Source organism: Levilactobacillus acidifarinae DSM 19394 = JCM 15949, from assembly GCF_001434835.1.
GTDB classification, from domain to species: domain Bacteria; phylum Bacillota; class Bacilli; order Lactobacillales; family Lactobacillaceae; genus Levilactobacillus; species Levilactobacillus acidifarinae.
Genome location: NZ_AZDV01000028.1, coordinates 120973 through 144886, shown reverse-complemented (window position 1 = coordinate 144886; position 23914 = coordinate 120973). Strand labels below are relative to the sequence as shown.

Annotated in this window: 23 protein-coding genes; 21 read left to right on the top strand and 2 right to left on the bottom strand. The window is 53.2% G+C overall.

Going from position 1 to position 23914, the window contains the following annotated elements; all coding sequences use genetic code 11:
• The first annotated feature begins 62 nt into the window (after nt 1-62).
• The 16 genes from FD25_RS12305 (at nt 63) to FD25_RS12230 (ending at nt 15728) form a co-directional block, all read left to right on the top strand.
• The gene (locus FD25_RS12305; RefSeq protein ID WP_057804840.1) at nt 63-932 is read left to right on the top strand and encodes an energy-coupling factor ABC transporter ATP-binding protein; all 870 of its coding nucleotides are present in this window, start codon (nt 63-65) and stop codon (nt 930-932) included.
• Complete coding sequence (locus FD25_RS12300) at nt 878-1753, top strand: energy-coupling factor ABC transporter ATP-binding protein (protein WP_057804574.1); 876 nt, start codon at nt 878-880, stop codon at nt 1751-1753. Before FD25_RS12305 ends, FD25_RS12300 begins: the two co-directional genes overlap by 55 nt.
• Nucleotides 1746-2546, top strand: a complete 801-nt coding sequence (locus FD25_RS12295; RefSeq protein ID WP_057804573.1) for an energy-coupling factor transporter transmembrane component T family protein — start codon at nt 1746-1748, stop codon at nt 2544-2546. Before FD25_RS12300 ends, FD25_RS12295 begins: the two co-directional genes overlap by 8 nt.
• A 10-nt stretch (nt 2547-2556) precedes the next feature.
• Nucleotides 2557-3354, top strand: a complete 798-nt coding sequence (truA, locus tag FD25_RS12290) for a tRNA pseudouridine(38-40) synthase TruA (protein ID WP_057804572.1) — start codon at nt 2557-2559, stop codon at nt 3352-3354.
• A gap of 138 nt (nt 3355-3492) precedes the next feature.
• A complete protein-coding gene (gene rplM, locus FD25_RS12285; protein ID WP_057804571.1) occupies nt 3493-3936 on the top strand; it encodes a 50S ribosomal protein L13 in 444 nt (147 codons plus the stop codon).
• Between the two features lie 13 nt (nt 3937-3949).
• Nucleotides 3950-4342, top strand: a complete 393-nt coding sequence (gene rpsI, locus FD25_RS12280) for a 30S ribosomal protein S9 (protein ID WP_057804570.1) — start codon at nt 3950-3952, stop codon at nt 4340-4342.
• A 254-nt stretch (nt 4343-4596) separates the two neighbouring features.
• Nucleotides 4597-5610 carry a HoxN/HupN/NixA family nickel/cobalt transporter gene (locus FD25_RS12275; protein WP_057804569.1) on the top strand — a complete coding sequence of 338 codons (1014 nt, stop codon included), beginning with the start codon at nt 4597-4599 and terminating at the stop codon, nt 5608-5610.
• A gap of 33 nt (nt 5611-5643) precedes the next feature.
• Nucleotides 5644-6900 (top strand): lactate racemase domain-containing protein, encoded by a 1257-nt coding sequence (locus FD25_RS12270; RefSeq protein ID WP_225428526.1) that lies wholly within the window; start codon nt 5644-5646, stop codon nt 6898-6900.
• On the top strand, nt 6897-7649 hold the full coding sequence (gene larB / locus FD25_RS12265) for a nickel pincer cofactor biosynthesis protein LarB (RefSeq protein ID WP_057804567.1): 753 nt from the start codon (nt 6897-6899) through the stop codon (nt 7647-7649). The genes FD25_RS12270 and larB overlap by 4 nt, the downstream gene beginning before the upstream one ends.
• A gap of 12 nt (nt 7650-7661) precedes the next feature.
• A complete protein-coding gene (gene larC, locus FD25_RS13970; protein ID WP_083484168.1) occupies nt 7662-8903 on the top strand; it encodes a nickel pincer cofactor biosynthesis protein LarC in 1242 nt (413 codons plus the stop codon).
• A gap of 11 nt (nt 8904-8914) precedes the next feature.
• Nucleotides 8915-9736, top strand: coding sequence for an ATP-dependent sacrificial sulfur transferase LarE (gene larE / locus FD25_RS12255; RefSeq protein ID WP_057804566.1), 822 nt, complete (start codon nt 8915-8917; stop codon nt 9734-9736).
• Nucleotides 9737-9887: 151 nt separating this feature from the next.
• Nucleotides 9888-11075, top strand: a complete 1188-nt coding sequence (locus FD25_RS12250) for an MFS transporter (RefSeq protein WP_225428520.1) — start codon at nt 9888-9890, stop codon at nt 11073-11075.
• A gap of 160 nt (nt 11076-11235) precedes the next feature.
• Entirely contained in the window at nt 11236-12150 is a 915-nt protein-coding gene (locus FD25_RS12245) for an aldo/keto reductase (RefSeq protein WP_275452898.1), read from the top strand.
• 181 nt (nt 12151-12331) lie between these two features.
• Nucleotides 12332-13687: a TrkH family potassium uptake protein gene (locus tag FD25_RS12240; RefSeq protein ID WP_057804564.1), complete on the top strand. Its 1356-nt coding sequence runs from the start codon at nt 12332-12334 to the stop codon at nt 13685-13687.
• 12 nt (nt 13688-13699) lie between these two features.
• Nucleotides 13700-14362, top strand: coding sequence for a potassium channel family protein (locus tag FD25_RS12235; protein WP_057804563.1), 663 nt, complete (start codon nt 13700-13702; stop codon nt 14360-14362).
• Between the two features lie 316 nt (nt 14363-14678).
• A complete protein-coding gene (locus FD25_RS12230; RefSeq protein ID WP_057804562.1) occupies nt 14679-15728 on the top strand; it encodes an LCP family glycopolymer transferase in 1050 nt (349 codons plus the stop codon).
• Between the two features lie 96 nt (nt 15729-15824).
• Here FD25_RS12230 and FD25_RS12225 read toward each other — a convergent pair whose 3' ends face one another.
• Nucleotides 15825-16499 carry an EAL domain-containing protein gene (locus tag FD25_RS12225; RefSeq protein ID WP_057804561.1) on the bottom strand — a complete coding sequence of 225 codons (675 nt, stop codon included), beginning with the start codon at nt 16497-16499 and terminating at the stop codon, nt 15825-15827.
• Nucleotides 16500-16801: 302 nt separating this feature from the next.
• On the opposite strand from FD25_RS12225, the gene FD25_RS12220 reads away from it, so the two are divergent.
• Both FD25_RS12220 and FD25_RS12215 read left to right on the top strand, forming a co-directional pair.
• The gene (locus FD25_RS12220; protein ID WP_057804560.1) at nt 16802-17926 is read left to right on the top strand and encodes a GGDEF domain-containing protein; all 1125 of its coding nucleotides are present in this window, start codon (nt 16802-16804) and stop codon (nt 17924-17926) included.
• An 87-nt stretch (nt 17927-18013) separates the two neighbouring features.
• Nucleotides 18014-18217 carry a hypothetical protein gene (locus tag FD25_RS12215; RefSeq protein WP_057733173.1) on the top strand — a complete coding sequence of 68 codons (204 nt, stop codon included), beginning with the start codon at nt 18014-18016 and terminating at the stop codon, nt 18215-18217.
• 54 nt (nt 18218-18271) lie between these two features.
• Here FD25_RS12215 and FD25_RS12210 read toward each other — a convergent pair whose 3' ends face one another.
• Nucleotides 18272-18601: a hypothetical protein gene (locus tag FD25_RS12210; protein ID WP_057804559.1), complete on the bottom strand. Its 330-nt coding sequence runs from the start codon at nt 18599-18601 to the stop codon at nt 18272-18274.
• A gap of 167 nt (nt 18602-18768) precedes the next feature.
• Here FD25_RS12210 and FD25_RS12205 point away from each other — a divergent pair, with 167 nt between their 5' ends.
• From FD25_RS12205 to FD25_RS12195, 3 genes are all read left to right on the top strand, one after another.
• Nucleotides 18769-20502, top strand: coding sequence for an ABC transporter ATP-binding protein (locus FD25_RS12205; RefSeq protein WP_057804558.1), 1734 nt, complete (start codon nt 18769-18771; stop codon nt 20500-20502).
• Nucleotides 20495-22336, top strand: a complete 1842-nt coding sequence (locus FD25_RS12200) for an ABC transporter ATP-binding protein (protein ID WP_057804557.1) — start codon at nt 20495-20497, stop codon at nt 22334-22336. The genes FD25_RS12205 and FD25_RS12200 overlap by 8 nt, the downstream gene beginning before the upstream one ends.
• Nucleotides 22337-22429: 93 nt before the next feature.
• Complete coding sequence (locus FD25_RS12195; RefSeq protein WP_057804556.1) at nt 22430-23875, top strand: aminotransferase-like domain-containing protein; 1446 nt, start codon at nt 22430-22432, stop codon at nt 23873-23875.
• Nucleotides 23876-23914: the final 39 nt, after the last annotated feature.

Sequence of the window (23914 nt, the reverse complement as noted above, 5' to 3'; positions counted from 1 at the left end):
GCGACAGGCCAATTCTCTGGTATAATTAGCGGTGACTTTTTAGAGGGGCGATGACACAACGGATGGAAAACATAATTGAAGTACACAACCTGGCTTACCGGTATCCCGATGCCGAGCAACACGCGGCGCTCGATGGCGTGAGTTTCGATGTCCATCCGGGTGAATGGCTGGCCATTGTGGGGCATAACGGTAGCGGGAAATCGACGTTAGCCAAGGCCCTCGATGGGTTATTACCCTTTACCCAGGGAACGGTGACGGTGGGGAGCATCGTCCTGACGCCCGAAACGGTCTGGCAGGTCCGCGCTCAGATTGGCATGATTTTTCAAAATCCCGACAATCAGTTTGTGGGGGCTACGGTGGAAGACGACGTCGCCTTTGGCCTGGAAAATCGCCAGTTACCCCGTGACGAGATGCGCACCAGAGTGGCGGCGGCCTTAGAACGGGTGGGGATGACAAAATTCGCTAATCGGGCACCGAGTTCACTATCCGGCGGCCAGAAGCAGCGGGTCGCGCTAGCGGGAATCGTCGCCATGGCGCCCAAAATTTTAATCTTAGATGAAGCCACCAGTATGTTGGATCCGCAAGGTCGGCAGGCCATGTTGGCGTTGGTCAGGGAGTTACACCGGGAGCAGCACTTGACGGTGATCTCGATTACCCACGACATCGACGAGGCCGCTAATGCGAACCGGATATTGGTGATCGATGATGGGCATTTAATTGAAGAGGACGTTCCCGCGGCGATCTTTGCGCAGGGGGAGCGGCTAATGGATATGGGCTTAGACGTCCCCTTCACCGCGAAACTCGCTGCGGCGCTCCAGCAACGCGGCATTACGCCCCCCACGGGGTATCAGACCACCCAGGAAATGGAGGAATGGTTGTGGCAATCACTTTCGAACACGTCGGCTACACCTACCAAGCCGACACACCCTTAGCGACGCCAGCGCTCGACGATGTGTCATTAACGGTGCCCGACCACGGGTACTTAGCCGTGATTGGCCACACGGGCAGTGGCAAATCGACGTTGATCCAACAGCTCAATGCGTTGTTAAAACCAACGACGGGGCGGTTAACCGTCGATGAGTTCACGATTACGCCCACGACCACGAATGCTGCCCTGAAACCGTTACGCCAACATGTCGGCATGGTCTTTCAGTTTCCCGAAAGCCAACTGTTTGAGGAGACCATCCAAAAGGACATTGCTTTTGGGCCTCAAAACTTTGGCGTGGCTGAGGCCGACGCTTTGGCCTTGGCCGACCAGATGTTAACCCAGGTGGGCTTAGATGCCAGTTACGCGCAGCGTTCACCGTTTGAACTTTCGGGTGGCCAGATGCGCCGGGTGGCAATTGCCGGGGTACTGGCCATGCACCCGCAGGTTCTGGTTCTAGACGAACCGACCGCGGGGTTAGATCCGCAGGGACGTCAGGAAATGATGGACTTGTTCGAGCGGTTGCACCGTGAACAGGGGCTTACCATCGTCCTCGTGACCCATCAGATGGAAGACGTTGCCCAATACGCCGAACAGGTCGCGGTCATGCGTCAAGGAAAACTGGTGAAGGTGGGAACGCCCCAAGAGATCTTTGGGGACCCCGCTTGGTTACGTGCCAATCAGTTGGACGTGCCCCGGGCGGCCCAGTTTGCGCAGAAATTAGCGACTCGCGGGGTGACCTGGCCGCAGGGCCTGCCGCTGACCGCTACGGCCCTGGCGGATCAACTCGCCGCTCAGTGGCCAAAGGGGGGACGGACACGTGTCTAAATTTCTCTTTGGTCGGTACCTTCCGTTAGATTCTATCGTCCACCGGTTGGATCCCCGCAATAAACTTATGCTGAGTTTTTGCTACATTATCTTAGTCTTTCTGGCCAATAATTGGTTAAGTTATCTGATTTTAATTGCGTTGACGTTGGGGGCTATCCGGGCTTCCACGATTCGACTGGGGTTCTTTTTACGGGGAATTCGGCCACTCATCTGGTTGATCCTGTTTACCGTGGCTTTACAGTTACTGTTTAGTCCCGCTGGGGGCCACGTTTATTGGCATTGGGCCTTCATTAACATTACCCAATTTGGGGTGATTAACGCCGGGTACATCTTTATCCGGTTTCTGTTGATCATCATGATGTCCACGCTGTTGACGTTGTCGACGCAACCGCTCGATATCGCGACCGGGTTAGCGTCACTGATGAAGCCGTTACGGTGGGTCAAGGTACCCGTCGATACTCTGGCCATGATGTTGTCCATCGCACTACGGTTCGTCCCCACGCTGATGGATGAGGCGCAAAAGATCATGAACGCTCAGCGGGCGCGGGGCGTGGACTTTGGTGAGGGGGGCCTGTTCAAGCAGGCTAAAGCCCTCTTACCGTTGATGGTGCCCCTGTTTATGAGTGCCTTTAACCGGGCGGAAGATTTATCGATTGCGATGGAAGCGCGGGGGTATCAGGACAGCGAACACCGTAGTCAGTACCGTATTTTAACTTGGCAACGACGGGATACGGTCACCTGGGTAATCTTTGCGCTAGGCTTAGCGCTAATTTTGATTTGCCGTCGTTGGTAGGAGTGTAAACATGCAACGTTACAAAATAACTTTAATGTACGACGGCACCGCGTTCGCCGGGTTTCAACGGCAACCGGATAAGCGGACCGTCGAGGGGGTCTTGACCAAGGTGGTCAACAAAATGGCCAAGCAGCCCGATCCGGCTATCGTGGTCTACGGTTCCGGTCGGACCGACGCCGGGGTCCACGCGCTGGCGCAGGTGGTTCATTTCGATTTTCCGTTCGAGATTCCCGCGGAAAACATGCACAAGGGCCTCAATAGCATGTTGCCGTTAGATATGGAAATCAGTCGGGTAGAACTGGCCGCGCCGGATTTTCATGCCCGCTACGATGTGTCGGGGAAACGTTACTTATACCGGATGGATTTAGGTAAATTTCGTAACCCGTTCAAGCGGAATTACACCGGTCATTGGAAGTTTCCGGTCGATCTAGCGAAAATCAACACGGCTTTGCAAGATTTGGTGGGCGAACACGACTACACGAGTTTCGTGGCGTCGGGGGCCCAGACACGGACCTTTGTGCGGACCATCTACGAAGCCACTTGCCGCATCGACGAACACAACAACGAATTGATCTTTGAGTTCTATGGGAACGGGTTCATGTACAACCAGATTCGCATCATGGTGGGCGTGTTGGTGGAAATCGGGTCGGGGACCCGCCCCGTCCACGATATTTTACGCTTGTATCAGGTGAAGGACCGTAAGCAGGCCCGACGAACGGCGCCGGCTGCGGGTTTATATCTGAAACACGTTTACTATTTGGGAGAAGACCCCGCTCATCCGACAAAATTACCGCCACACCAGCGTTAATTTTAGCTGAGGGGGCAAACAATCATTGACTTTATACCGAAAACTTTGTATCATGGTTGTTGGTATTGTTTGCCCCACGATAAGCCCCGGAAAGTTTACTTGGTGTCAGACAAACACAGATTTATGGAGGAATTTAACGTGCGTACAACTTATATGGCAAAACCAAATGACGTTGACCGCAAATGGTACATCGTCGATGCAACTGATATTAGTTTAGGTCGGTTGGCATCTGCTGTCGCAACTATCTTGCGTGGTAAGAACAAGCCAACGTTCACCCCTAACGTGGACACTGGTGATAACGTGATCGTTATCAACGCTAGCAAGATCGCACTGACTGGTCGTAAGGCCACTGGTAAGATCTACTACCATCATACTGGTTTCGCCGGTGGCTTGAAGTCACGGACTGCTGGTAACTTCCGGGATGAAAACCCAGAAAAATTAATCGAAACTTCTGTTCAAGGGATGCTTCCGAAGAATTCATTAGGTCACCAAATGGCCTTGAAGCTTCACGTTTATGCTGGTGAAGACCACAAGCATGAAGCACAAAAGCCAGAAGTCTTAGACATTACGAACCTAATTTAAGGAGGAAACCCAATTGGCACAAGTTCAATATCGCGGCACTGGCCGTCGTAAAAACTCCTCTGCTCGTGTACGGTTAGTACCCGGCTCTGGGAAGGTTGTCATGAACAACAAGGCAATCGAAGATTACATTCCATTTGCAAGTATCCGTGAAGTGGTTTTACAACCATTTAACGTGACCGAAACCCTCGGTAACTATGATGCATTAGTTACTGTTCGTGGTGGCGGTTTCTCCGGCCAAGCCGGTGCAACTCGTCACGGGATCGCTCGGGCATTGCTCGACGTTGACCCAGACTTCCGTGGTCCGCTGAAGCGTGCGGGTCTGTTGACTCGTGACGCCCGGATGAAGGAACGGAAGAAGCCAGGTCTCAAGAAGGCCCGGAAGGCTTCCCAATTCTCCAAGCGTTAATCTTTGGATTACCTTGGCGACAGAAAAGGCACTCACAGCGATGTGGGTGTTTTTTTTATGGCCAATTTTGGCGCTTTCAAGGATACCGTGGTGAGCAATAAATGTGAATAAATTATCATGAAAGCGTTGTCGCTTTCCGGGAAAAATGTTAATCTGATGATAGGTTTTATAAAATATCTAATTATGGACGGATTTTTGATAAATCGTCAATGCCATAATGAAGATGACCTAGTCATGCTGTGGGAGGTGCGTTTGTGCAAGAACATTATCGGTACCCCTTAGGACCGGATCTGGTGAAGTACGGCGGTTGTGTGTTGGTGATTTTTGTAACCGGTGTCATTTTAGCGGGTTCCTACATGGCCGAGTACCCATCGCTACTGTCGATGGCGTTTCTGGCCTTTGCCTTCGGGATGCAACACGCGTTTGACGTGGATCACATCACGGCAATCGACAACATTACCCGGAAGATGATCAACGAAGGCCGGAACACGCACGGGGTGGGTTTTGCGTTTTCATTGGGGCACTCCTCGGTGGTCATGTTGATGGCCATCGTGACCATTTTGTTTGTGGAGTGGTCTAAAAGGGCCTTACCTAGCCTGCAGAGCGTCGGTGGGGTGGTCGGCACGACCTTTGCCGGGGTGACGTTAATCTTACTGGCGGTGGTCAATTTGGTGATTCTAAACGGCATCTGGCGAGAATTTAGACACCTCGATCAGCCGGCGACCACGGTGCGGTTAAAACAATCGCGGCTTTACCGGACCTTCGACCGGGGACTCCACCTGATCACCCATAACTGGCAGGTCATGGGCATCGGCTTTCTCTTCGGGTTGGGCTTCGATACGGCCAGTCAAATTGCGATTTTAGCCACCTCGGCCATTACCACCAGTCAGGGGGTTCCCTGGTACGCAGTCTTGGCCTTCCCGTTACTGTTTATGGCGGGCATGTGTCTCCTGGATACCTGCGACGGCCTTTTTATGAGTACCGCTTATTCCTGGGTCTTTGCGTCGCCCGTGCGCAAGGTTTATTACAATTTGATTCTGACGGGCTTATCGGTCTTAGCGGCGTTATTTTCCGGTGGGGTGAACCTTCTGCTTGCGGCTAAGCTGGTCTTCAAGGTCCACGGCCCGTTAATTACCTGGGCGGCGGGCTTGAATTTCTTCCACCTGGGACTCGGCCTCGTGGGGCTGTTCGTGGGTCTCTGGGCGTTAGCGTTATTCGGTTGGTACTACTTCGGCCTGAACAAGCAAGATAAACAGGTTCGCAGTTAAACGTGATCAAGTTAAGGAGATGGTTTTTTGCAAGTGAAAGTTCCTTATGGTAAAGATGAGCAGTTTGCAATCGAGGTACCTCAGCGGCAACTGACGGGGGTCTTTAACCCGAACCGCGTCGACAAGGTGGACGCAGATGCCGCCATTGATCAAGCCTTGGCACACCCGTTTGATGAAGCGTCATTTACGCAATTCATGGACACCGACGAACGGGTCGTGTTCATCGTGAACGACGGGACGCGGCCCACGCCCACGGCGAAAATTCTCAGCCACATCTACCCGCAGATCAAGGATAAGAACATTTACTTCATCATTGCGACCGGGGTACACCGCGAGCCGACCGAAGAGGAGTACGACTTTATCTTCGGTCACGACATCTACCAGGACCTCAAGGCTAAACACCGGGTACACAGTCACGATTGTCACAACGACCCGATGGAATTTCTGGGGAAATCGACCAACGGCACGGAGATGTACATTAACAAGATCGTGGCCGATGCCGATAAGGTGGTCCCCATTAGTTCGATCGAACCGCACTACTTCGCGGGTTATACCGGGGGCCGGAAGTCGTTTTTGCCGGGCGTCGCGTCCTACGACACGATTTCGGAAAACCACTACCTGGCCTTGCAGGATTCGGCCCGCGCCCTCAAGTTGAAAGGCAATCCGGTTCACGAAGACATGATGGACGCCATGCACGTCTTAAAAAATATTAATATTTTCGCTATCGAAATGGTTCTCGATAGTCACCACGACATCTACGCGGTGACCACGGGAGACCTGTCACAATCGTTTTATGCCGGCATCGATAAGGCCAAGGAAGTCTACGGGGTCCAGATTCCTCATAAGGCCGATATCGTTATCTCGGTGGCACCGTACCCGATGGACGTGGACCTTTACCAATCACAAAAGGCCCTGGATAATGGGAAATTAGCGCTGAATCAGGACGGTATCTTGATCCTGGTCGCCAAGTGTCGGACCGGGATCGGCCCCAAGCCGTTCTACGACCTGTTAAGTTCCGAAAAGGACGCCCAAGCAGTGCTTGATAAGATTCACCATAGTTGGAAGTTGGGGTACCACAAGGCGGCTAAGATGGCACAGATCGACACCTGGGCGCAGACCTGGGCGGTAACGGATTTAACCGACGAACAAATGCGTAACGTGCATTTCAAACCGTTCCACGACTTGCAGACCGCCTATGCGGCCGCCGTGGCCGAGAAGGGAACCGATGCCAGCGTGATCGTCTTACCGGCCGGGTCGATGACCGTGCCCGAGGTCGTGAACCAGCCATGACGCCCGCAGAACAGCGTGACCTATTGCAGGCCGTGGCCGATCACCGGCTCGACGTGACCGCGGCTGACCAGCAACTGACTGAGGCCCAACAACCGTTGGATTTTGCGGACCTGGATTTAGAGCGGCCCCAGCGCACGGGTTACCCGGAGACCGTCTTTGGTGAAGGCAAGACGGCCGAGCAAATCAGCCAGATCATTCCACGGTTGCGAGCCCGGACGCCCGTAGTCCTGTGTACCCGGGTCACGGCGACCAAGGCGCAGGCGGTGCAGCAACGCTTAGCGGACCAACAAGATATCCGATACGTGGCGGCGGCCCGGTGCCTGGTGGCTGGTGAGATTCCCGCGCCCACGACGACGGGCACCATCGCCATCGTAACGGCGGGCACTTCGGACATCCCCGTGGCCGAGGAAGCCGCGGTGACGGCCCAGGCTTTCGGTAACCGGATCAGTCGGGTCTACGACGTGGGCGTTGCCGGTATTCACCGGTTGTTCGCCAAGCTGGACGTGATTCGTCAGGCCAAGGTCGTGATCGTGGCGGCCGGGATGGACGGCGCGCTTGCTAGCGTGGTCGGAGGCCTAGTCGCTAGTCCGGTGATCGCGCTCCCCACCAGTATCGGGTACGGCAGTAGTTACCACGGGTTAAGCGCGCTGTTGACCATGTTAAATAGCTGTGCGGAGGGCGTCACCGTGGTGAACATCGACAACGGCTTTGGCGCCGCCTATGCCGCCAGTGTCATGAATCATTTGTAAGGGGATGACAGCTTGAAAACACTGTACTTAGACGCCTTTTCGGGGGCCAGTGGCGACATGTTTATCGGGGCGCTATTGGACTTGGGCGTCGACATCGCACAATTACGGACGGAATTACAGAAGTTACCGGTTCACGGCTATACGTTGACCGCCGACCGGGTGGCCAAGAGCGCCATCTACGGGACCAGCTTTGACGTGGTCCTGGACCACGGCGAGAAGGACCACGGGTTTATCGAACACCATCACGCTCACGGCGCCGGTGACCACCAGGCACATCACGGTCGGCACCTCCACGAGATTGTGGACCTGATTACCGCCAGTGACCTGTCGGCAACGGTGAAACGTCACGCTATCGCCATCTTTAACGACATCGGAGCGGCCGAATCCCGCGTGCACAACGTCCCACTAGCTGAGGTTCACTTCCACGAGGTCGGGGCACTAGATTCCATCGTCGACATCGTTGGGTCGTGCATCTGCTTAGACCTGTTGCACGTCGATCGGGTCAAGTGTTCAACGATTGCCGACGGGAGCGGCTTCATCGAGGTAGCTCACGGTAAGATGCCCGTCCCGGTGCCCGCGGTTGCTCAGATGCTCAGTGACCGGGCGATTCCGGTGCAACAGCACCCCGAGGTCCACACAGAACTCCTGACACCCACGGGACTAGGAATCATTAAGGAATTCGTCACGGAATTTGGTCCCTTAGATGCGCAGTCGGCGGTCCAACAAGTCGGCTACGGGTTTGGTAAACGCGAGACTGGGCAGTTTAACGCCTTACGGGCGATGATACTAACGACCAGCCAATCTCAAAAACAGACCGCGGTCGGCCACGACCAGGTGACGTTACTCGAAACCAACTTGGATGACCAGACGGCCGAGGGGTTAAGTTTCGCGCAGGAACAATTGCTGGCGGCCGGGGCCCTCGACGTTTATTTCACGCCGATCCAGATGAAGAAGAACCGGCCGGGGGTGCAACTCTCGGTGCTGGTGCCACCGGTTGACCGGGATCGGTTCGTGACGCTGATGCTTAAGGACACCACGGCCAAGGGGGTCCGCTACACCACGTTTGAACGAACGGTCATGCAACGCCGATTTGAAACGGTGACCTACCAGGGGCTCCCGATTCGTTTGAAGGTGGCGACCTACCAGGATATTCGGCGGGTCACCCCGGAATTTGAAGATTGTAAAGTCGCGGCGCAAAAGCTGGACGTGTCCCTAGAGACCGTCATGGCGGCCGCCACCGCGTTAGCTCGTTAGGAGGACTTAACATGGATGCAGTGATCAACAAGACGCAACAGTTACAAGCCGTTTTAGGCCAATATCGGTCAGCTTTGGTGGCCTTTTCGGGTGGTATCGACAGTACGGTGGTCTTACAAGCCGCCATTAACGCGTACGGCGCCGCCAACGTCCGCGCCGTCGTGGCTAATTCGGAACTTTTTAGCGATACGGAATTCGACCAGGCGGTGACGTTGGGGCAACAGTTAGGCGTCACGGTGGTGCCGACCACGCTGACCTATTTGGCTAACGAGGATGTGCGGCATAACACGCCTAAGAGCTGGTACGCTGCTAAGAAACTCTTTTACCAACGGTTGAACGGGTTAAAGGCCCAATATCCGGCCGACGTGGTTCTAGACGGCATCATTGCCGACGACTTGAACGACTACCGGCCCGGGCTCAAGGCTCGCGACGAAGAACACGTGGTGAGTCCGTTAGCTCTCGCCGGGTTTACCAAGGCCGACGTGCGTTCCTTGGCCCAAGACTACGGGCTGACGAACTGGAACAAGGTGCCGTCTTGCAGTGTGTCGTCGCGGTTCCCGTACAATACCACGTTAACGGTGGCGGCCATTGACCGGGTCATGCAGGCCGAAGCCTACCTGCGTCGTCTGGGCTTTTTGACGGTCCGGGTCCGCGTGCACGGTGACCTGGCTCGTATCGAGGTACCAGCCGACCGGATGGATACCTTATTGGCCCACCGAGAGGCCGTTAATACCACGTTGAAACAACTGGGGTACGATTACGTGGCGGTCGACTTAGGGGGCTTCATTAGCGGCCACATGAACGACGTGTTGACGGCTGCCGACAAGGCTTAATTGGCACTAACAGAAACTAATGGGGACTAGCAGCTACGGGTGCTAGTCTTTTTTTGACTAAATTTTAAAGTGGTGGCGGTTTCATGGAGCGGTAGCTGTTTGGTGGTATGGTATGATATTTGGGATAAGCATTTTGGAAAGAAGGCCAACCGTGAGTAAGTCTGAAACAGCCGAGCAACGTCTCTTTTCCCGGGATACGATTCTGCTCTTAATTTGTACCTTTTGTTATATGTGTTCGTCCATGCTGATTACGCCGTTGATCGTGGGGTTCACCCATAGTCTGGGGGCTAGCACGCTGGTGGCGGGGATTGTCGCCGCAGCCATGAACCTGTGCTCACTGGTCTTTCGGCCGTTTGCTGGTCAACTCGTCGACGCCGTGACGAAGTATAAGATTGCGTTTATTGGGGGCAGCCTGTTACTGGTCGCGACCATTGGCTACGCCGTGGCCGTGGCACCCTGGATGGTGGTCATTTTTCGGATCATCAACGGGTTCGGCTTCGCGTTAAGTTCGATTTGTCTGGCAACCTGGTTCTCCAGCCTGTTGCCCCGTGAGCGGATTGGCGCCGGTATGAGTTACTACGGCATGATGAACGCCCTGGGGATGGCCGTGGCACCGGCTTTAGGAATCTGGATTTTTCATCAGGTAAGTTACCGCGCCGCCTTTCTGTGTGGCACGCTCTTTAGTGCCACCATCGTGATTCTGATTCAATTTGTCATTAATAAGGGGCGTCCGTATCACCATTCCGGTCAGACTAAGCCCCATCGGCTCCGCATCGTTCAACCCCGGGTGGTGCCGTTGGCGATTATTTTGATGCTGCTGTCAATTCCGTACTTTGCCACCCAGTCCTACATCGTGGAATATGTGGCGGCCCGGCATTTGCAGGTGTCGGCCGGAAATTTCTTTATCATCTACGCCATTATTCTATTGGTCGTCCGGCTGGTCTTTAAAGACTACTTTGACCGGGTACCCTTCAAGTGGTTTTTACTGATTGGGAGTATTTGTAACCTGATTGGCATGCTGGGGCTGACTTATCTGGTGAATAACTGGATGATGGTGTTAGCGGCTGCCGGGTTGGCCGGGGGTTACGGGGTAATGTATTCAGTTTGTCAGGCGACCGCCTTACTGTTGGCCCCGTTAGACGAACAGGGACTGGCTAACAGTACCTTTTACATTGGGATGGACACAGGGATGGTGTTAGGCCCCATTGTGGGGGGAGCCTTGTTCGACGCCGTCCCCGTCTCGCTATTTTACCCGGCTTTACTGGTCACCATTCCGCTGACGGCGGTGGTGTACGTGATTTTTCACCGGCAGTTAGCGGTGAAGGCCCAAAACGCCTGAAGACCAGGACCGCCTCTTCTTGGAGGTGGCCTTTTTTAGCCTTTATAATTAAACCGCAAAAATGCCGGTAGACCAACAAAGTAAACGCTTTTGTTGTCAACGGTGACCTCCAAGTTATACAATTAAATTTGTAATGATCTTGAGGAGGAATAAACTTATGATGACAAGTTCAGTTTTAGATCAACGACTCACGTTAAATAACGGCTACACCATGCCCCGGCTAGGGCTGGGTGTTTGGAAGACGTCCAACACGGATGCCGCGCACTCGGTGAGTCAGGCGATTCAACACGGCTACCGGATGATCGATACCGCCAAGCAGTACGGCAACGAACCCGGTGTGGGGGCCGGGATTCAAGACGGCCTCTTGCAGGCCGGCCTGAACCGCAAGGATCTCTTTGTGACCACCAAGGTCTTAAATGGCGACCAGGGGTACGACTCCACGTTACGGGCGTTTGAAGCGAGTCTCAAGCAGTTACGGTTGCATTACGTCGACTTGTACCTGATTCACTGGCCGGTGGACGGCAAGTTTATCGACACTTGGCGGGCCCTCGAAGAACTCTACCGTAACGGTCAAGTTCACGCAATTGGCATTTCGAATTTCGACTCGGAACGGTTAACGGAATTACTCGACAAGACCGCAATTACCCCCATGATTAATCAAATGGAATTTAACCCGTTGAACCAGGAAAAAGATTTACGGCAACTGATGCAATTAGCGGGGATTCAACTGGAAGCCTGGTCGCCGCTGGGTGGTGGGGCCGCGTTGAGTAACCCGACCATCACCAAGCTGGCGGCGAAGTATCAACGGTCGGCGGCGCAAATCATCTTACGTTGGGATTATCAACACAACATCATCACCATTCCCAAGTCGACTCACGTGGAACGCATCGTGGCTAATAGCCAAATCAACGATTTCACGTTGAGTGACGACGACGTGGCCGCCATCGACGCCCTGGATCAAGGCAAGCGGGGCCTGTGGTACGACGACTTTGCTTGGCACAATCCAACGAACCCCAAGGCCTTGACCGGAGACGTTCAAGCTTGGGACGATACCGCTAAGTTTTTACAAAAGTAACCTTAATCATGACCAGTCCCGGTGAGGGAGTGGTCATTTTTTTGCAGAAATTTGCGCGAAATTAAGAAATCAATGTGGGGGGCTGATGAATTCTGCTCCCGATTCAAAATGTGCTTGCTTTTGGCGGTAGTCCGGGCTTAAGCTGGGGGGAGTAGATTGGAATATAGGACTGGAATAGATAATGAGTATTTGGCATTTAAAATTTTTAGATACGCTGTCGAAGAAGATGGTGTTTGGGTTCATCCTGATCATTGCGGTCGGGACCATCCTGTTGAGCTTACCGGCGGCCACACGCACGGGCCAGGGAACCCCGCTGATCGATGTGCTGTTCACGGCGGCTTCGGCAACCTGTATTACGGGGCTCACCGTGGTCAACACGGCGGCGCACTGGTCGGTCTTCGGGCAACTCGTGATCCTGGGGATGGCCGAAGTGGGGGCTTTGGGTTACATGACGTTTGCCGTGCTCCTCTTTAACCTGATTCGGCGCCACCGCCACATGGGACTGTCGACTCAGTTAATGGTCAAAGAGTCGTTGAATCTGGAAAACCTCAGCGATACCAAAAGCGTGATGAAGTACGTGGTTCAACTCTCCGCTATCTTTCAACTGGGGGGCGTCGCTTTACTAGCGGTCGATTTTATTCCCCGTTTCGGGTGGCGGCACGGCTTGTACGTCTCGGTTTACCATTCGGTCATGTCGTTTTGTAACGCGGGGTTTGACGTCTTTGGTAATAGTCTGATGGCTTTTCGGGATGACACCTACGTGATCTTAGTGACGATCGTCTTGATCGTCGGTGGGGGCCTCGGTTTTCTCGTGTGGCGGGACGTCTTGTTGTATCACGAACGCCACCGGTTGAGCCTGAATTCCAAACTCACGTTGGTCACCACGGGGACCCTGTTCGTGGTCGGGTTCTTGGCGTTGCTAGTAACGGAAGGGAATTTGGCTTGCATCCCCGGGAACCCCACCTGGATCAATCGGGTAGTTAACACGCTGTTTTTGAGCGTGACGCCCCGCACGGCCGGAATCGTGACGCTACCGACTGAATCGTTACACGCGGGGAGTATTTTTCTCTTGATGATTCTGATGTTTGTCGGGGGGACGCCCGGGTCAACCGCCGGGGGGATCAAAACCACGACGTTCGGGGTCCTGATGCTCCAGAGTATTGCACAGTTACGGGGCAAGGACGACGTTGAATTTAGTCACCGCCGATTCAGCCAAGCCAATATTAGCCGGGCCTTGCTACTGGTCTTTCTGGCCAGTATCGTCATTACCGTGGCGACGTTGATTCTGACCCAGACCGAAAAGATTCCCCGGGGATACGGCCTGGAATACATCGTGTTTGAGGTCTTATCGGCGTTTGGCACCGTGGGGCTGAGCCTGGGATTGACCCCGCATTTAAGCGTCATTGGTAAATTAATTATTATTTTATTGATGTTTATCGGGCGGGTCGGGATCTTTACGTCCCTGTACTCGTTATCGAAGCGGCAGACCAAGGTCAGTCGCATCCGGTATCCGGAAGAAAACGTCTTAATTGGTTAAGGAGTGGCGAAATTGAAGAAGAACTTTGCCGTATTGGGTCTAGGACGATTTGGTGAGGCCGTGGTGCGCACGCTCGCGGATATGCACCAAGACGTGCTGGCCGTCGATATTCATGAGGAACGGGTCAACGAGTTGATCGACGTGGCGACGCAGACGTTGATTGCCGATACCCGGGACGAAGAAGTCCTGCGGCGTTTAAACATCGATACCTTTGACTACGTGATCATTGGTATCGGCAATAACATGGAAGCCAGCATCCTAACGACCTTATTAGCGAAGGAACAGGGCGCCAAAAAAGTGATTGCCAAGGCCGAAACCAGTGATCACGGTCGGGTACTGCAGCGCGTCGGGGCCGATCAGGTGGTCTTCCCCGAACGGGACATGGGACGCGGTATTGCCCGTAAACTCTTGTCGAATCACATCTTGAACTTCATCGACCTGAGTGAAGACTACACGTTAGCCGAAGTGGTCATTACCGATCCGACCTTCGTGGACCAGAACTTGATCCAGCTGAATCTCCGGCAGCGGTTTGATTTGACCGTGATTGCCATTCAGCGGGGACCGAAGATCGATATATCGCCGGATCCCACGGCAGTTGTGCGCCTGCACGACGTTTTGACCGTGGTCGGCCCGGTCAAGCAGGTTGAAGCGTTAGACGAGACCCTTAAAAAATAACCAAAACGGTTCAGCAATCTAAGTTGCTGAACCGTTTTTTTGCCCGTGAGAACCGGAGAAACTTGACAGGCACTCGAAATAAAATTAGAATATTGTAATTGATTTAATCGTATTTTAATTTTAAGCAGCGGTTTAAACGACGGTTTAGTTTTAGCCCTTAATCGTAATGGCTATTGAGGACGAAACCTTGGGAATTTCTTAAGTCGAACCGGGACTTAGGAAGCGTTAAGAAATGCCGTTTATAATGGACGGGTTCAATCAATTTTAGATTAAATGTTCCGCGGTGAAGGGGACCCGTGGCTGAAAGGGTGGCAACATGCAACGTAAACGACTAAAAAAACGGCATCCAGTTTTAAAAACGGTGCTCTTCTTGATTCTGGCACTCCTGATTGGGGGCAGTGCGTACGGGATGCATAAGTATCACAGCCTCCAGAATTCGGTGAAGGGATCGTACCAGGCGTCCGGCGTGAGCAAGTTACGGAACGTTAACCGCCAATTAGCCCAGAAAAAACCGATTTCTATTCTACTCATGGGGACCGATACTGGGGCGTTAGGGCGAACCTTTCAGGGACGGACCGATAGCATGATGGTCGTGACCATTAACCCACAAACTAATAAGACCACCATTACCAGCATTCCGCGGGATACGGCCGTGAATATTCCGGGATACGAAAGTCAATCACCGGCGAAAATCAACGCGGCCTACGCTTGGGGCAAGTCCAAGACGGCCATCACCACGGTTCAAAAGATGCTGACCGTGCCCATCGACTTTTACGCCATTATTAACATGGGGGGCATGGAAAAAATTATCAACGAAGTGGGGGGCGTGACGCTGAAGCCGACCCTAAGTTTTAGTTACGGCGGGTATACCTTTAAGAAGGGCGTCACCACCCACATGAATGGTAAGAAAGCGTTGGCCTACTCACGGATGCGCGATGACGATCCGCAGGGCGATTACGGGCGACAGACGCGCCAACGCAAGGTCATTATGGCCCTCCTTAAGCAATCCAACTCCATCTCGACGTTACTGAACGCGGACTTTATCAGCTCGTTATCCAAGCAGACTCAAACTGATCTGACCTTTAACGATTTAACGGCGCTGGCCCAGAATTATCGTGCGGCGATCAAGCACATCAAGACCACCCACATTCAAGGGACTGGTGAGACCATTAATGGACAGAGTATGGAGGTGGCAACGACCAGCGAACTCCAGCGGGTGACCAACTTTATTCGGCGGGGCCTGGGTCTAAGCCATGCCACCACGGGCACCATTGCGAACGTGACGGGGACCGATAGTACCGGTAGCACGGATCAGACCGGAGAAACGACCGCCACAGCGGCTGGCGGACCGGGAAATGGCCAATAAAAATGGTTAACCCATTAAATTAAGGCTTGATTTATTTATCAATTACGTTAAAATGGCACCTGGCCATCACAAACGGTGATGGTCAGGTGCCATTCTTTAGTCGGTCGGGTCCAACTTGAATAGGTGGGGCTTGCCGTAGAACCAGCCCTGGCGAAGGTCAATTTGTAAGTCGTTGGCCATGTCGTGTTCTTCCTGATTTTCCACGCCTTCAAGAATCAAGCGGAGGTTGTGTTGGTCGGCGACCTGTTTCCAGAACTTTAGGTTGGCCGGAATCTCGGCCTCCCGTTTTTCTTGCCGGAAATTCTGCATCGCGAACTTGATTTCGCTGGCGTAGGGGAGCACCGGTTCCAGGTGATCGTAGGTGTTGACCCCGGTCCCCACGTCGTCCAGGCTAAGCTGAATCCCGTGTTGGTCGAAGAAGCGAACCTGGTCGATGATTTGTTGGTCCGTAATGTCGTCATCGGTGACCTCTTCGGTGACCTCTAAGACCAAATTCAGGGGATAAATATGTTGTTGGGCGGTTAAAATCGCCTGCGCAATGGTATTATCGATAAACTGACTACGGTTAGTGTTAAAAGACACGGAGCCAATCTTTAACATGAGTTTTTGCGCGGTCCGGCGGATGAGATCCGCTTGGACGTCAATCGGAATTGACGCAAAATTATGGGGTAAGACCCATTTGTCAGCCGTTTTTTGGCGAATGAGCAACTCATAACCGATAGGTGAGTTGTTGGAAACGTCAAGTTGCGGCTGTAAAAAGTAACGGTACATGGCGCAATTCCTCCTTACATGCATTTTCACTTACCATCATACTGTATTTTTGAGGGGAACAATAGGGGGAGTTTAACATTTCGAGGGAATGTTCATGATTGAGCTAATGCACAGTCACCTAACATAATATATTATATAAATTTTTATGGTTTTATTATATGGATTGATTTATAGTAGAAGTAGTTAGTCAACTCGAAGGGGTTTAAAGTGGTTAGTTTGATTGTTAGGTTTAATTATTTAGATATCGGATTAATTAGAAGAGTTGGTAATTGTTGGTTAGAACCTATGAGGAGTCTGATTAAATGACTTGGTCAATGTGGCTGGTACCACCCTTTATTACGAGTATTTTCTTTGTCCTAGGGGTCATCACGCTCTACTGGTCAATCTTTAACTGGATTACCACGAAGATTGAATCGCAGAGTAAACCGGTTAACGTGAAACGCGTTCAGGCGTGGGTCGGGGCCCTGTGTTCCGGGGCGGCCATTTTTGCGTTACAATTATTAGTTCGGGATAGTCATTTATCCTGGACGTTTATGAACTTTCAACTATTAATTTTAGTTTTTGCCGCTTATTTCTTACAAATTCGGATTCCGTATTGGTTAATTGTGATCTTTGGGATTGGTTTTATGTTAATTAATGGTAACGTGGATCAGCCACTATCGTGGTTTTACACGGGGGTCTTTGCGTTATTCTACGTGGAATCCCACGTTCAAAGTGTTCACATGTGGCGCTGGCCGTTTACGCGCTACATGTCGTTAGCCATGGTCAACGCCACCATTCTGTGGATCGTGGTCAAAATTCGCTTGAATCTCGCCTGGACGACCGTGGGCGAAGAACTCTTAAACTTCGCCATTTTGGCCGTGCTGATGTACGGGTACTTTAAGATTCAAGATAAGGACCGGCGCATTAAGGACCGGCTGTTCCAGTCGGCTAACTGGGACGCCTTAACCAACGTGCAGAATTATGCGGCTTACGACCGAGCCATCGGGTACCTGTTTTACCACAGCGTCTCGCAGCACCGTAATTTATCGATGATCATGTTTGACATTGATCACTTTAAGCACGTTAACGACACCTACGGTCATTTAGCCGGGGACGAAGTGCTAAAGGGCGTGGCCAAAACGGCGAGTGCGGCGTTAAAACAAATCGATCCGCGGATTATCTTGTATCGAAACGGGGGCGAGGAATTTAACGTCCTCTTACCGAATTATACGATGGAACAGGCTCAACCAATTGCTCAACAGATTTTTGACGCCGTCGCCAAGAACCAGATCACCTACAACGATCAAACACTCGAGGTTACCTTATCGATTGGGGTTTCGGGCTTAACCGTCAAGGATCGCAACCCGTTAGACTTTTACAAGCGAGTTGACGCCAATCTGTACCATTCTAAGCAAAACGGACGGATGCAGATTACGACGGCGTAAGACCAGACCCTCAGGGGTTAAGTGCTTTTTAAGCCGGAATCGTGTACACTACGGGGTAGACCTAAATTAGTGTGAGGGGGGATCAGCATGATTCTGGGTCTCTTATTATTGTTACTTCTGTTTCCCATTTTACGGCTCGTCTTTGGGCTAGCCGGTTGGCTGTTAGGCCTAGTGGGGACTCTGGTGATTGGAGCCATCGTCCTGGTGGCCTTCGCGGCACTCTTTAAGTTCTTTATCGTCGCCGTGTTGGTCGTCGGGGGACTGTGGGCCTCTAAAGCCATCTTTAGTTAACCATCAAAATAGGCACCGCAAGAGTCGTAAACTCGTGCGGTGCCTTTTCGTGACTTATTCAAAGGATAATTCAACTAGGTAAGCGTGTTGGCCGGGAACGTAGCCCGTGGTGACCCACACGTCTTGGTAGTCCAGTTTGGAGCTGCGGGTCCGGTCGAAGAAGTCGTTTAACAGGTCGCCGTGCATGGCTAAAAAGTCCTCATCCAAGCGGTTGACCACTAAACGATCCGTGGGGAAGTACAGCTCGACGTTGGCCACGGGGACCGTATCGGGAACCCCGATTGAGACCACGTTACTGTTGCGTTGCGCGATGAAATCAACGCGTTGCGGATGTCGGTGAATATAGGTTAAAACGTTATAAATCGAATCAGAATTACTAGCCACAAGTCTTTGCTCCCTTCGGTGCTTACATTGTAACAAATTTTGACCGGATTACCAGTCTCACCGGAATCATTGATGATTGCAAACGTTAAAGAGACGAGTATAATTGTCGCATATGCAATTTTTGTCAGCATTGTTAACAAACCTATGAGAAAGAAGGCCAAAATCAAATGATGCGACTTGCCCGAAAACACCTGGACTGGTGGGCAGTAGTCCTGGCAGTGGGCTTTATGATGATTCAAGTTGCCTGTGACCTGTCGTTACCCACGTTAACCTCCAATATCATTGATAAGGGGATTGCGAACAACGACATTGGGTACATCTGGCGTACCGGGGGGCAGATGCTTCTGCTGAGCTTCATCGGGGTGCTGGGCGCGGCCGGCAACGTTTATTACGCCGCCACGCAATCCCAGAAGATGGGGCAGCGAATCCGAACGAACCTCTTCAAGAAGGTCACCCTGTCGTCTACGGAAGAGTTCGAAACCGTTGGGAACGCGTCTTTGATTACGCGGACGACTAACGACGTGGTTCAAATTCAAAACGTGATGGTTCAAATGTTACGGATGATGTTAATGGCACCCATTATGTTAATTGGGGCCGGTATCTTGGCGTACTTAAAGAGTCCGCGCCTCACGCTGGTCTTCTTAGTGGCGTTACCCGTCTTGGCCCTCTTTACCATTGTGGTCATGTATTTCGCGGTGCCGTTATTTAAGAGCTTACAAAAGAAGATTGACCGCATTAACTTAATCTTTCGCGAAGGCTTGACCGGGGTTCGGGTTATTCGGGCCTTCAACCAAGACAAGTTTGAACAGGACCGTTTCGAAGGGGCCAACCAAGACTACACCCAAACGGGGATTAAAGTTTTCATGATCGTTTCGTTAATGTTCCCGGTGATCACGCTGATTATTAGTGGAACCAACATCGGAATCGTCTGGTACGGGGGACAATTGATTGCGCACCAGGCCTTGGAAGTAGGGAACCTGGTGGCATTCATGACGTACGCCACCCAAATCCTGATCAGTTTCATGATGGTGTCGATGGTCTTTGTTTTCGTTCCCCGGGCCCAAGCCTCGGCGGCGCGGATTAACGAAGTCATGGATTTAAAGTCCAAAATCAACGATGCCGACCAACCCGTGACGTTACCGGACGGTCCGGTCAGCTTAGAGTTTGACCACGTGGACTTCCGTTACACGGGGGCGGAGAAGTTGGCCTTGGCCGACGTGCACTTCCGCGCCAAGGCGGGACAAACCGTGGCGATTATCGGGGGGACCGGCTCGGGTAAATCGACGCTGGTCAACCTGATTCCCCGGTTATTTGATCCCGAAAGCGGCCAAATTCGCCTGAACGGCGTGGCACTCCCCGCGGTGAGTCAACGCGAATTGCACCAAGCGGTATCCATTACCCAACAAAAGGCCGTCCTGTTTGCGGGGACCATCCGCAGTAACATGGTGACGGCCAAGGCCGATGCGACCGACGACCAGATTTGGCACGCCCTCGACGTCGCGCAAGCCACGGACTTTGTCAAGGAGACCGGGGGACTAGACGCCGTCGTTGAACAAAACGGGGACAACTTCTCCGGGGGACAACGGCAACGGTTAGTGATTGCGCGGACCATCTTGAAGCGAGCGAGCGTCTACGTCTTTGACGACTCGTTCTCCGCGTTAGACTTCAAGACCGATGCGCTGTTGCGGCAACAATTACGTCAGGACGCGCAGGTTCAGGCCGGCGTGACCGTGATCGTCGCCCAACGGGTCTCCACCGTGGCCGATGCCGACGTAATCCTAGTGATCGACGGCGGGAAGATCGTGGGTCAAGGGACGCACGATGAACTCAAGGCTACGAACAAAACTTACCAAGAAATTCTGGATTCACAATTACGGAAGGGGGATGTTGTCGATGCGTAACGGACGCGGTTCAGCCACCAAACAACGGCCACAAAGCTTCTGGAAGACCACCGGCCGCCTCTTTCGGTATATGAAACACTGGATTCCCGGCATCGTCGTCGTGATGATTTTTGCGGCGGCCTCCGTGATCTTACAGATTCGGACCCCCAAGATTCTAGGGGAAGCCACCACGGAACTCTTTAAAGGTGTGATGAAGGGGACCGCCGAGCTCAAGGCGGGCATTACCATGACCAGCTTACCCATTAATTTTGGGAAAATTGGGCACATTTTATTAATTGTCGGGATTCTGTACGTGGGCGCGGCACTGTTCGGCATCGTCCAACAGGTCATCATGAACTGGATCGCCCAAAAGGTGGTTTACCAGTTACGGCGGGACCTGAAGGCTAAGATGCAACGCCTCCCAATCAGTTATTACGATACGCATAGCAACGGGGACTTGATGTCCCGGATGGCCAACGATATGGATAACATCGGGGGCACGTTGCAGCAGACCCTGTCCCAGTTGGTGACCAGTGTGCTGACCTTCTTTGGGGTGCTGTACATGATGCTGACCATTAGTGGGTGGTTGACGTTAGTTGCCTTGATCTCGGTCCCGTTGAGTCTGGTCGTGGTCATGCTAGTCGCCCCCCGGTCGCAAAAGTTCTTCGCCAGTCAACAGAAGAACCTGGGGTTACTGAACAACACGGTTGAAGAAACCTACGCGGGCCATACCGTGGTCAAGACCTTTAACCAGGAAGCCGACGTGCAGGACCAGTTTGAAGAACACAACGAAAAGTACTACAAGTCGGCCTGGAAGGCGCAATTCGTTTCCAGTCTGATCTTCCCGTTGATGAACTTCGTCAAGAACCTGGATTACCTGGCCGTCGCGGTGATTGGGGGGATTCAGGTCGCTAACGGGACCGTGAGTTTAGGGAACGTGCAGGCCTTCCTGCAGTATACCAACCAGTTCTCCCAGCCCATCACCCAGATGGCCAACCTGACCAACACGATTCAGGCCACGATTGCCTCCGCCGAACGGGTTTTTGCCGTCCTTGACGAAGACGACATGCCCCAGACGGCCCACGATCAATTGCCGGTCCAGACGGCTGAGGCGGGGAACGTCATTGAATTTGACGACGTGAACTTCCAGTACGTGCCGGACAAGCCGTTGATTGAGGACTTCAATCTGGCGGTCAAACCGGGCGAGATGGTTGCCATTGTTGGCCCAACCGGAGCTGGGAAGACCACCATCATTAATCTGCTGGAACGCTTCTACGACGTGGCGAGTGGCCAGATCAAGTACCGGGGCCAAGCGACGAATACGGTGGCTCGGACGGATTTACGGAAGCACTTCGCCATGGTCTTACAAGATACCTGGCTCTTTACCGGCAGTATCTTTGATAACATCAAGTACGGACGGGAAAATGCGACGGCCGACGAGGTTTATGCGGCGGCTAAGGCGGCCCACGCGGACACCTTTATTCGGCAGTTACCGGATGGGTACGACACCATCTTGAACGAAGCGGCCAGCAATATTTCTCAGGGGCAACGGCAACTGTTGACGATTGCCCGGGCCTTCGTGGCCGATCCCGACGTGTTGATCCTAGATGAAGCCACGAGTTCCGTGGACACGCGGACGGAAATGTTGATCCAGCAAGCTATGGAGCGCCTGCTGGCCGGCCGGACTAGTTTCGTGGTGGCCCACCGGTTGTCGACGATTCAAAACGCCGAAAATATCGTGGTCATGGACCACGGGCACATCGTGGAGACCGGAAACCACGACAGTCTGTTGGCGGCCCACGGGTTCTACGCGGACCTGTACAACAGTCAGTTTGCGGGCAATAATTTAGCTTAACTTAACGTTACAAAGTCTAACGGTCGTTTCGCCTGAGTGCGGTAACGGCCGTTTTTTCTGTGCTAAACTAAGGACAAAAGGAGGGGAAGCCCCATGGCTCAGACGGTTCAGTTTCGGTGGCAGCCACAACGAGAAAGTGCCACGCCACTCTACCAACAATTGATCACTTACTGTGTGACTCAGATTCGCCAGGGAAACTGGTTGGTCGGTCAACAACTCCCACCGCAACGGGAGTTAGCCCAGACCTACCGGGTGAACCGCAGTACTATTCACACGGCGATTGCCGAATTGCAGGCGTTAGGCGTGGTGATGACCGCTCACGGGCGGGGCACCCGGGTGGCCAGTAATTCGTGGTCGACACTGCTGAGTGCGACGCCGGATTGGCAACGGTGGGTGCACGCGGGAGAGTTTAGCGCCAATCAACCCACCATTCAGACCATTAATCAACGCGAATTTACGACCCCAATTCGGCTGAGCACCGGCGAACTGGGCCCGGACCTGTTTCCGCGACGGGCCGTCCAAACGGCCATGCACCAGGCAGCCGATCAACTGACCACGTTAAATTACCTGCCGGCACTGGGGAGTTTAGCCTTACGGGAAGCGCTGGTCCAGCGGCTAAAGACCTGGGGCGTCCAGACCACCGTCGATAATATCTTGATCACCTCGGGCTCCTTACAGGCCCTCCAGCTCATTACGGCGGCCCTGTTGAAGCCGGGGACCACGGTCTATACGGCGGCGGCTAGTTATTTACGATCGCTGCGGGTGTTAGAATCGGTCCAGGCCAAGTGGGCGCCCTTGCCGGTCGATGAACAAGGACTGGCCTATTGGCATATTCCGGTAAGTCCGCAACCGCAGCTACTCTACACGGTCCCCACTTTCGATAACCCGTTGGGCACCGTGATGACGGTCCAACGGCGCACCGACCTACTGACCTTTGCCCAGAAATATCAACTACCGATCATCGAGGATACGGCTTACCAGGAGCTGTGGTTAGACCAGCGGCCACCGCTGCCGTTGAAAGCTCACGATACCCAGGGCAACGTCTTATATCTGGGGACCGTTTCGAAGGACCTGGCGCCCGGCTTACGGGTGGGGTGGTTGGTCGGACCTCAGGCCGTGGTGGCCCGGTTGGCTGACGTTAAAATGCAGATGGACTACGGGGCCAGCACGTTGTCGCAACAAACGTTGGTTAACCTGTTGACGGCCCCGGATTATCCCCGAACCCTACAACGGTTGCGCGACCAACTACGAGAACGGCGGGAGGCGGCGTTAGCCAGCCTAACGGCGACGCTGGGGGACTTAGCGACCTGGAATCGGCCCGCCGGGGGCTTTTATCTGTGGGTTCAGTTACCCGCTAAAGTTGAGCTACCGCGGCTCTTTCAAGCGGCCTTGGCGCAGGGCGTCTTGGCCAATCCTGGGACGGTGTACGGCGCCCCCACGAACGCCTTACGGTTGTCGTACGCCTACGCGACCCCGGCCGAATTTCGGCGGGGGGTCACGATTCTAGCAACCCTGATTCGTCAACAATTAAGTCGATAACCCAATTGATCAAGGACCATTGCGTTCCCTCAATATTTG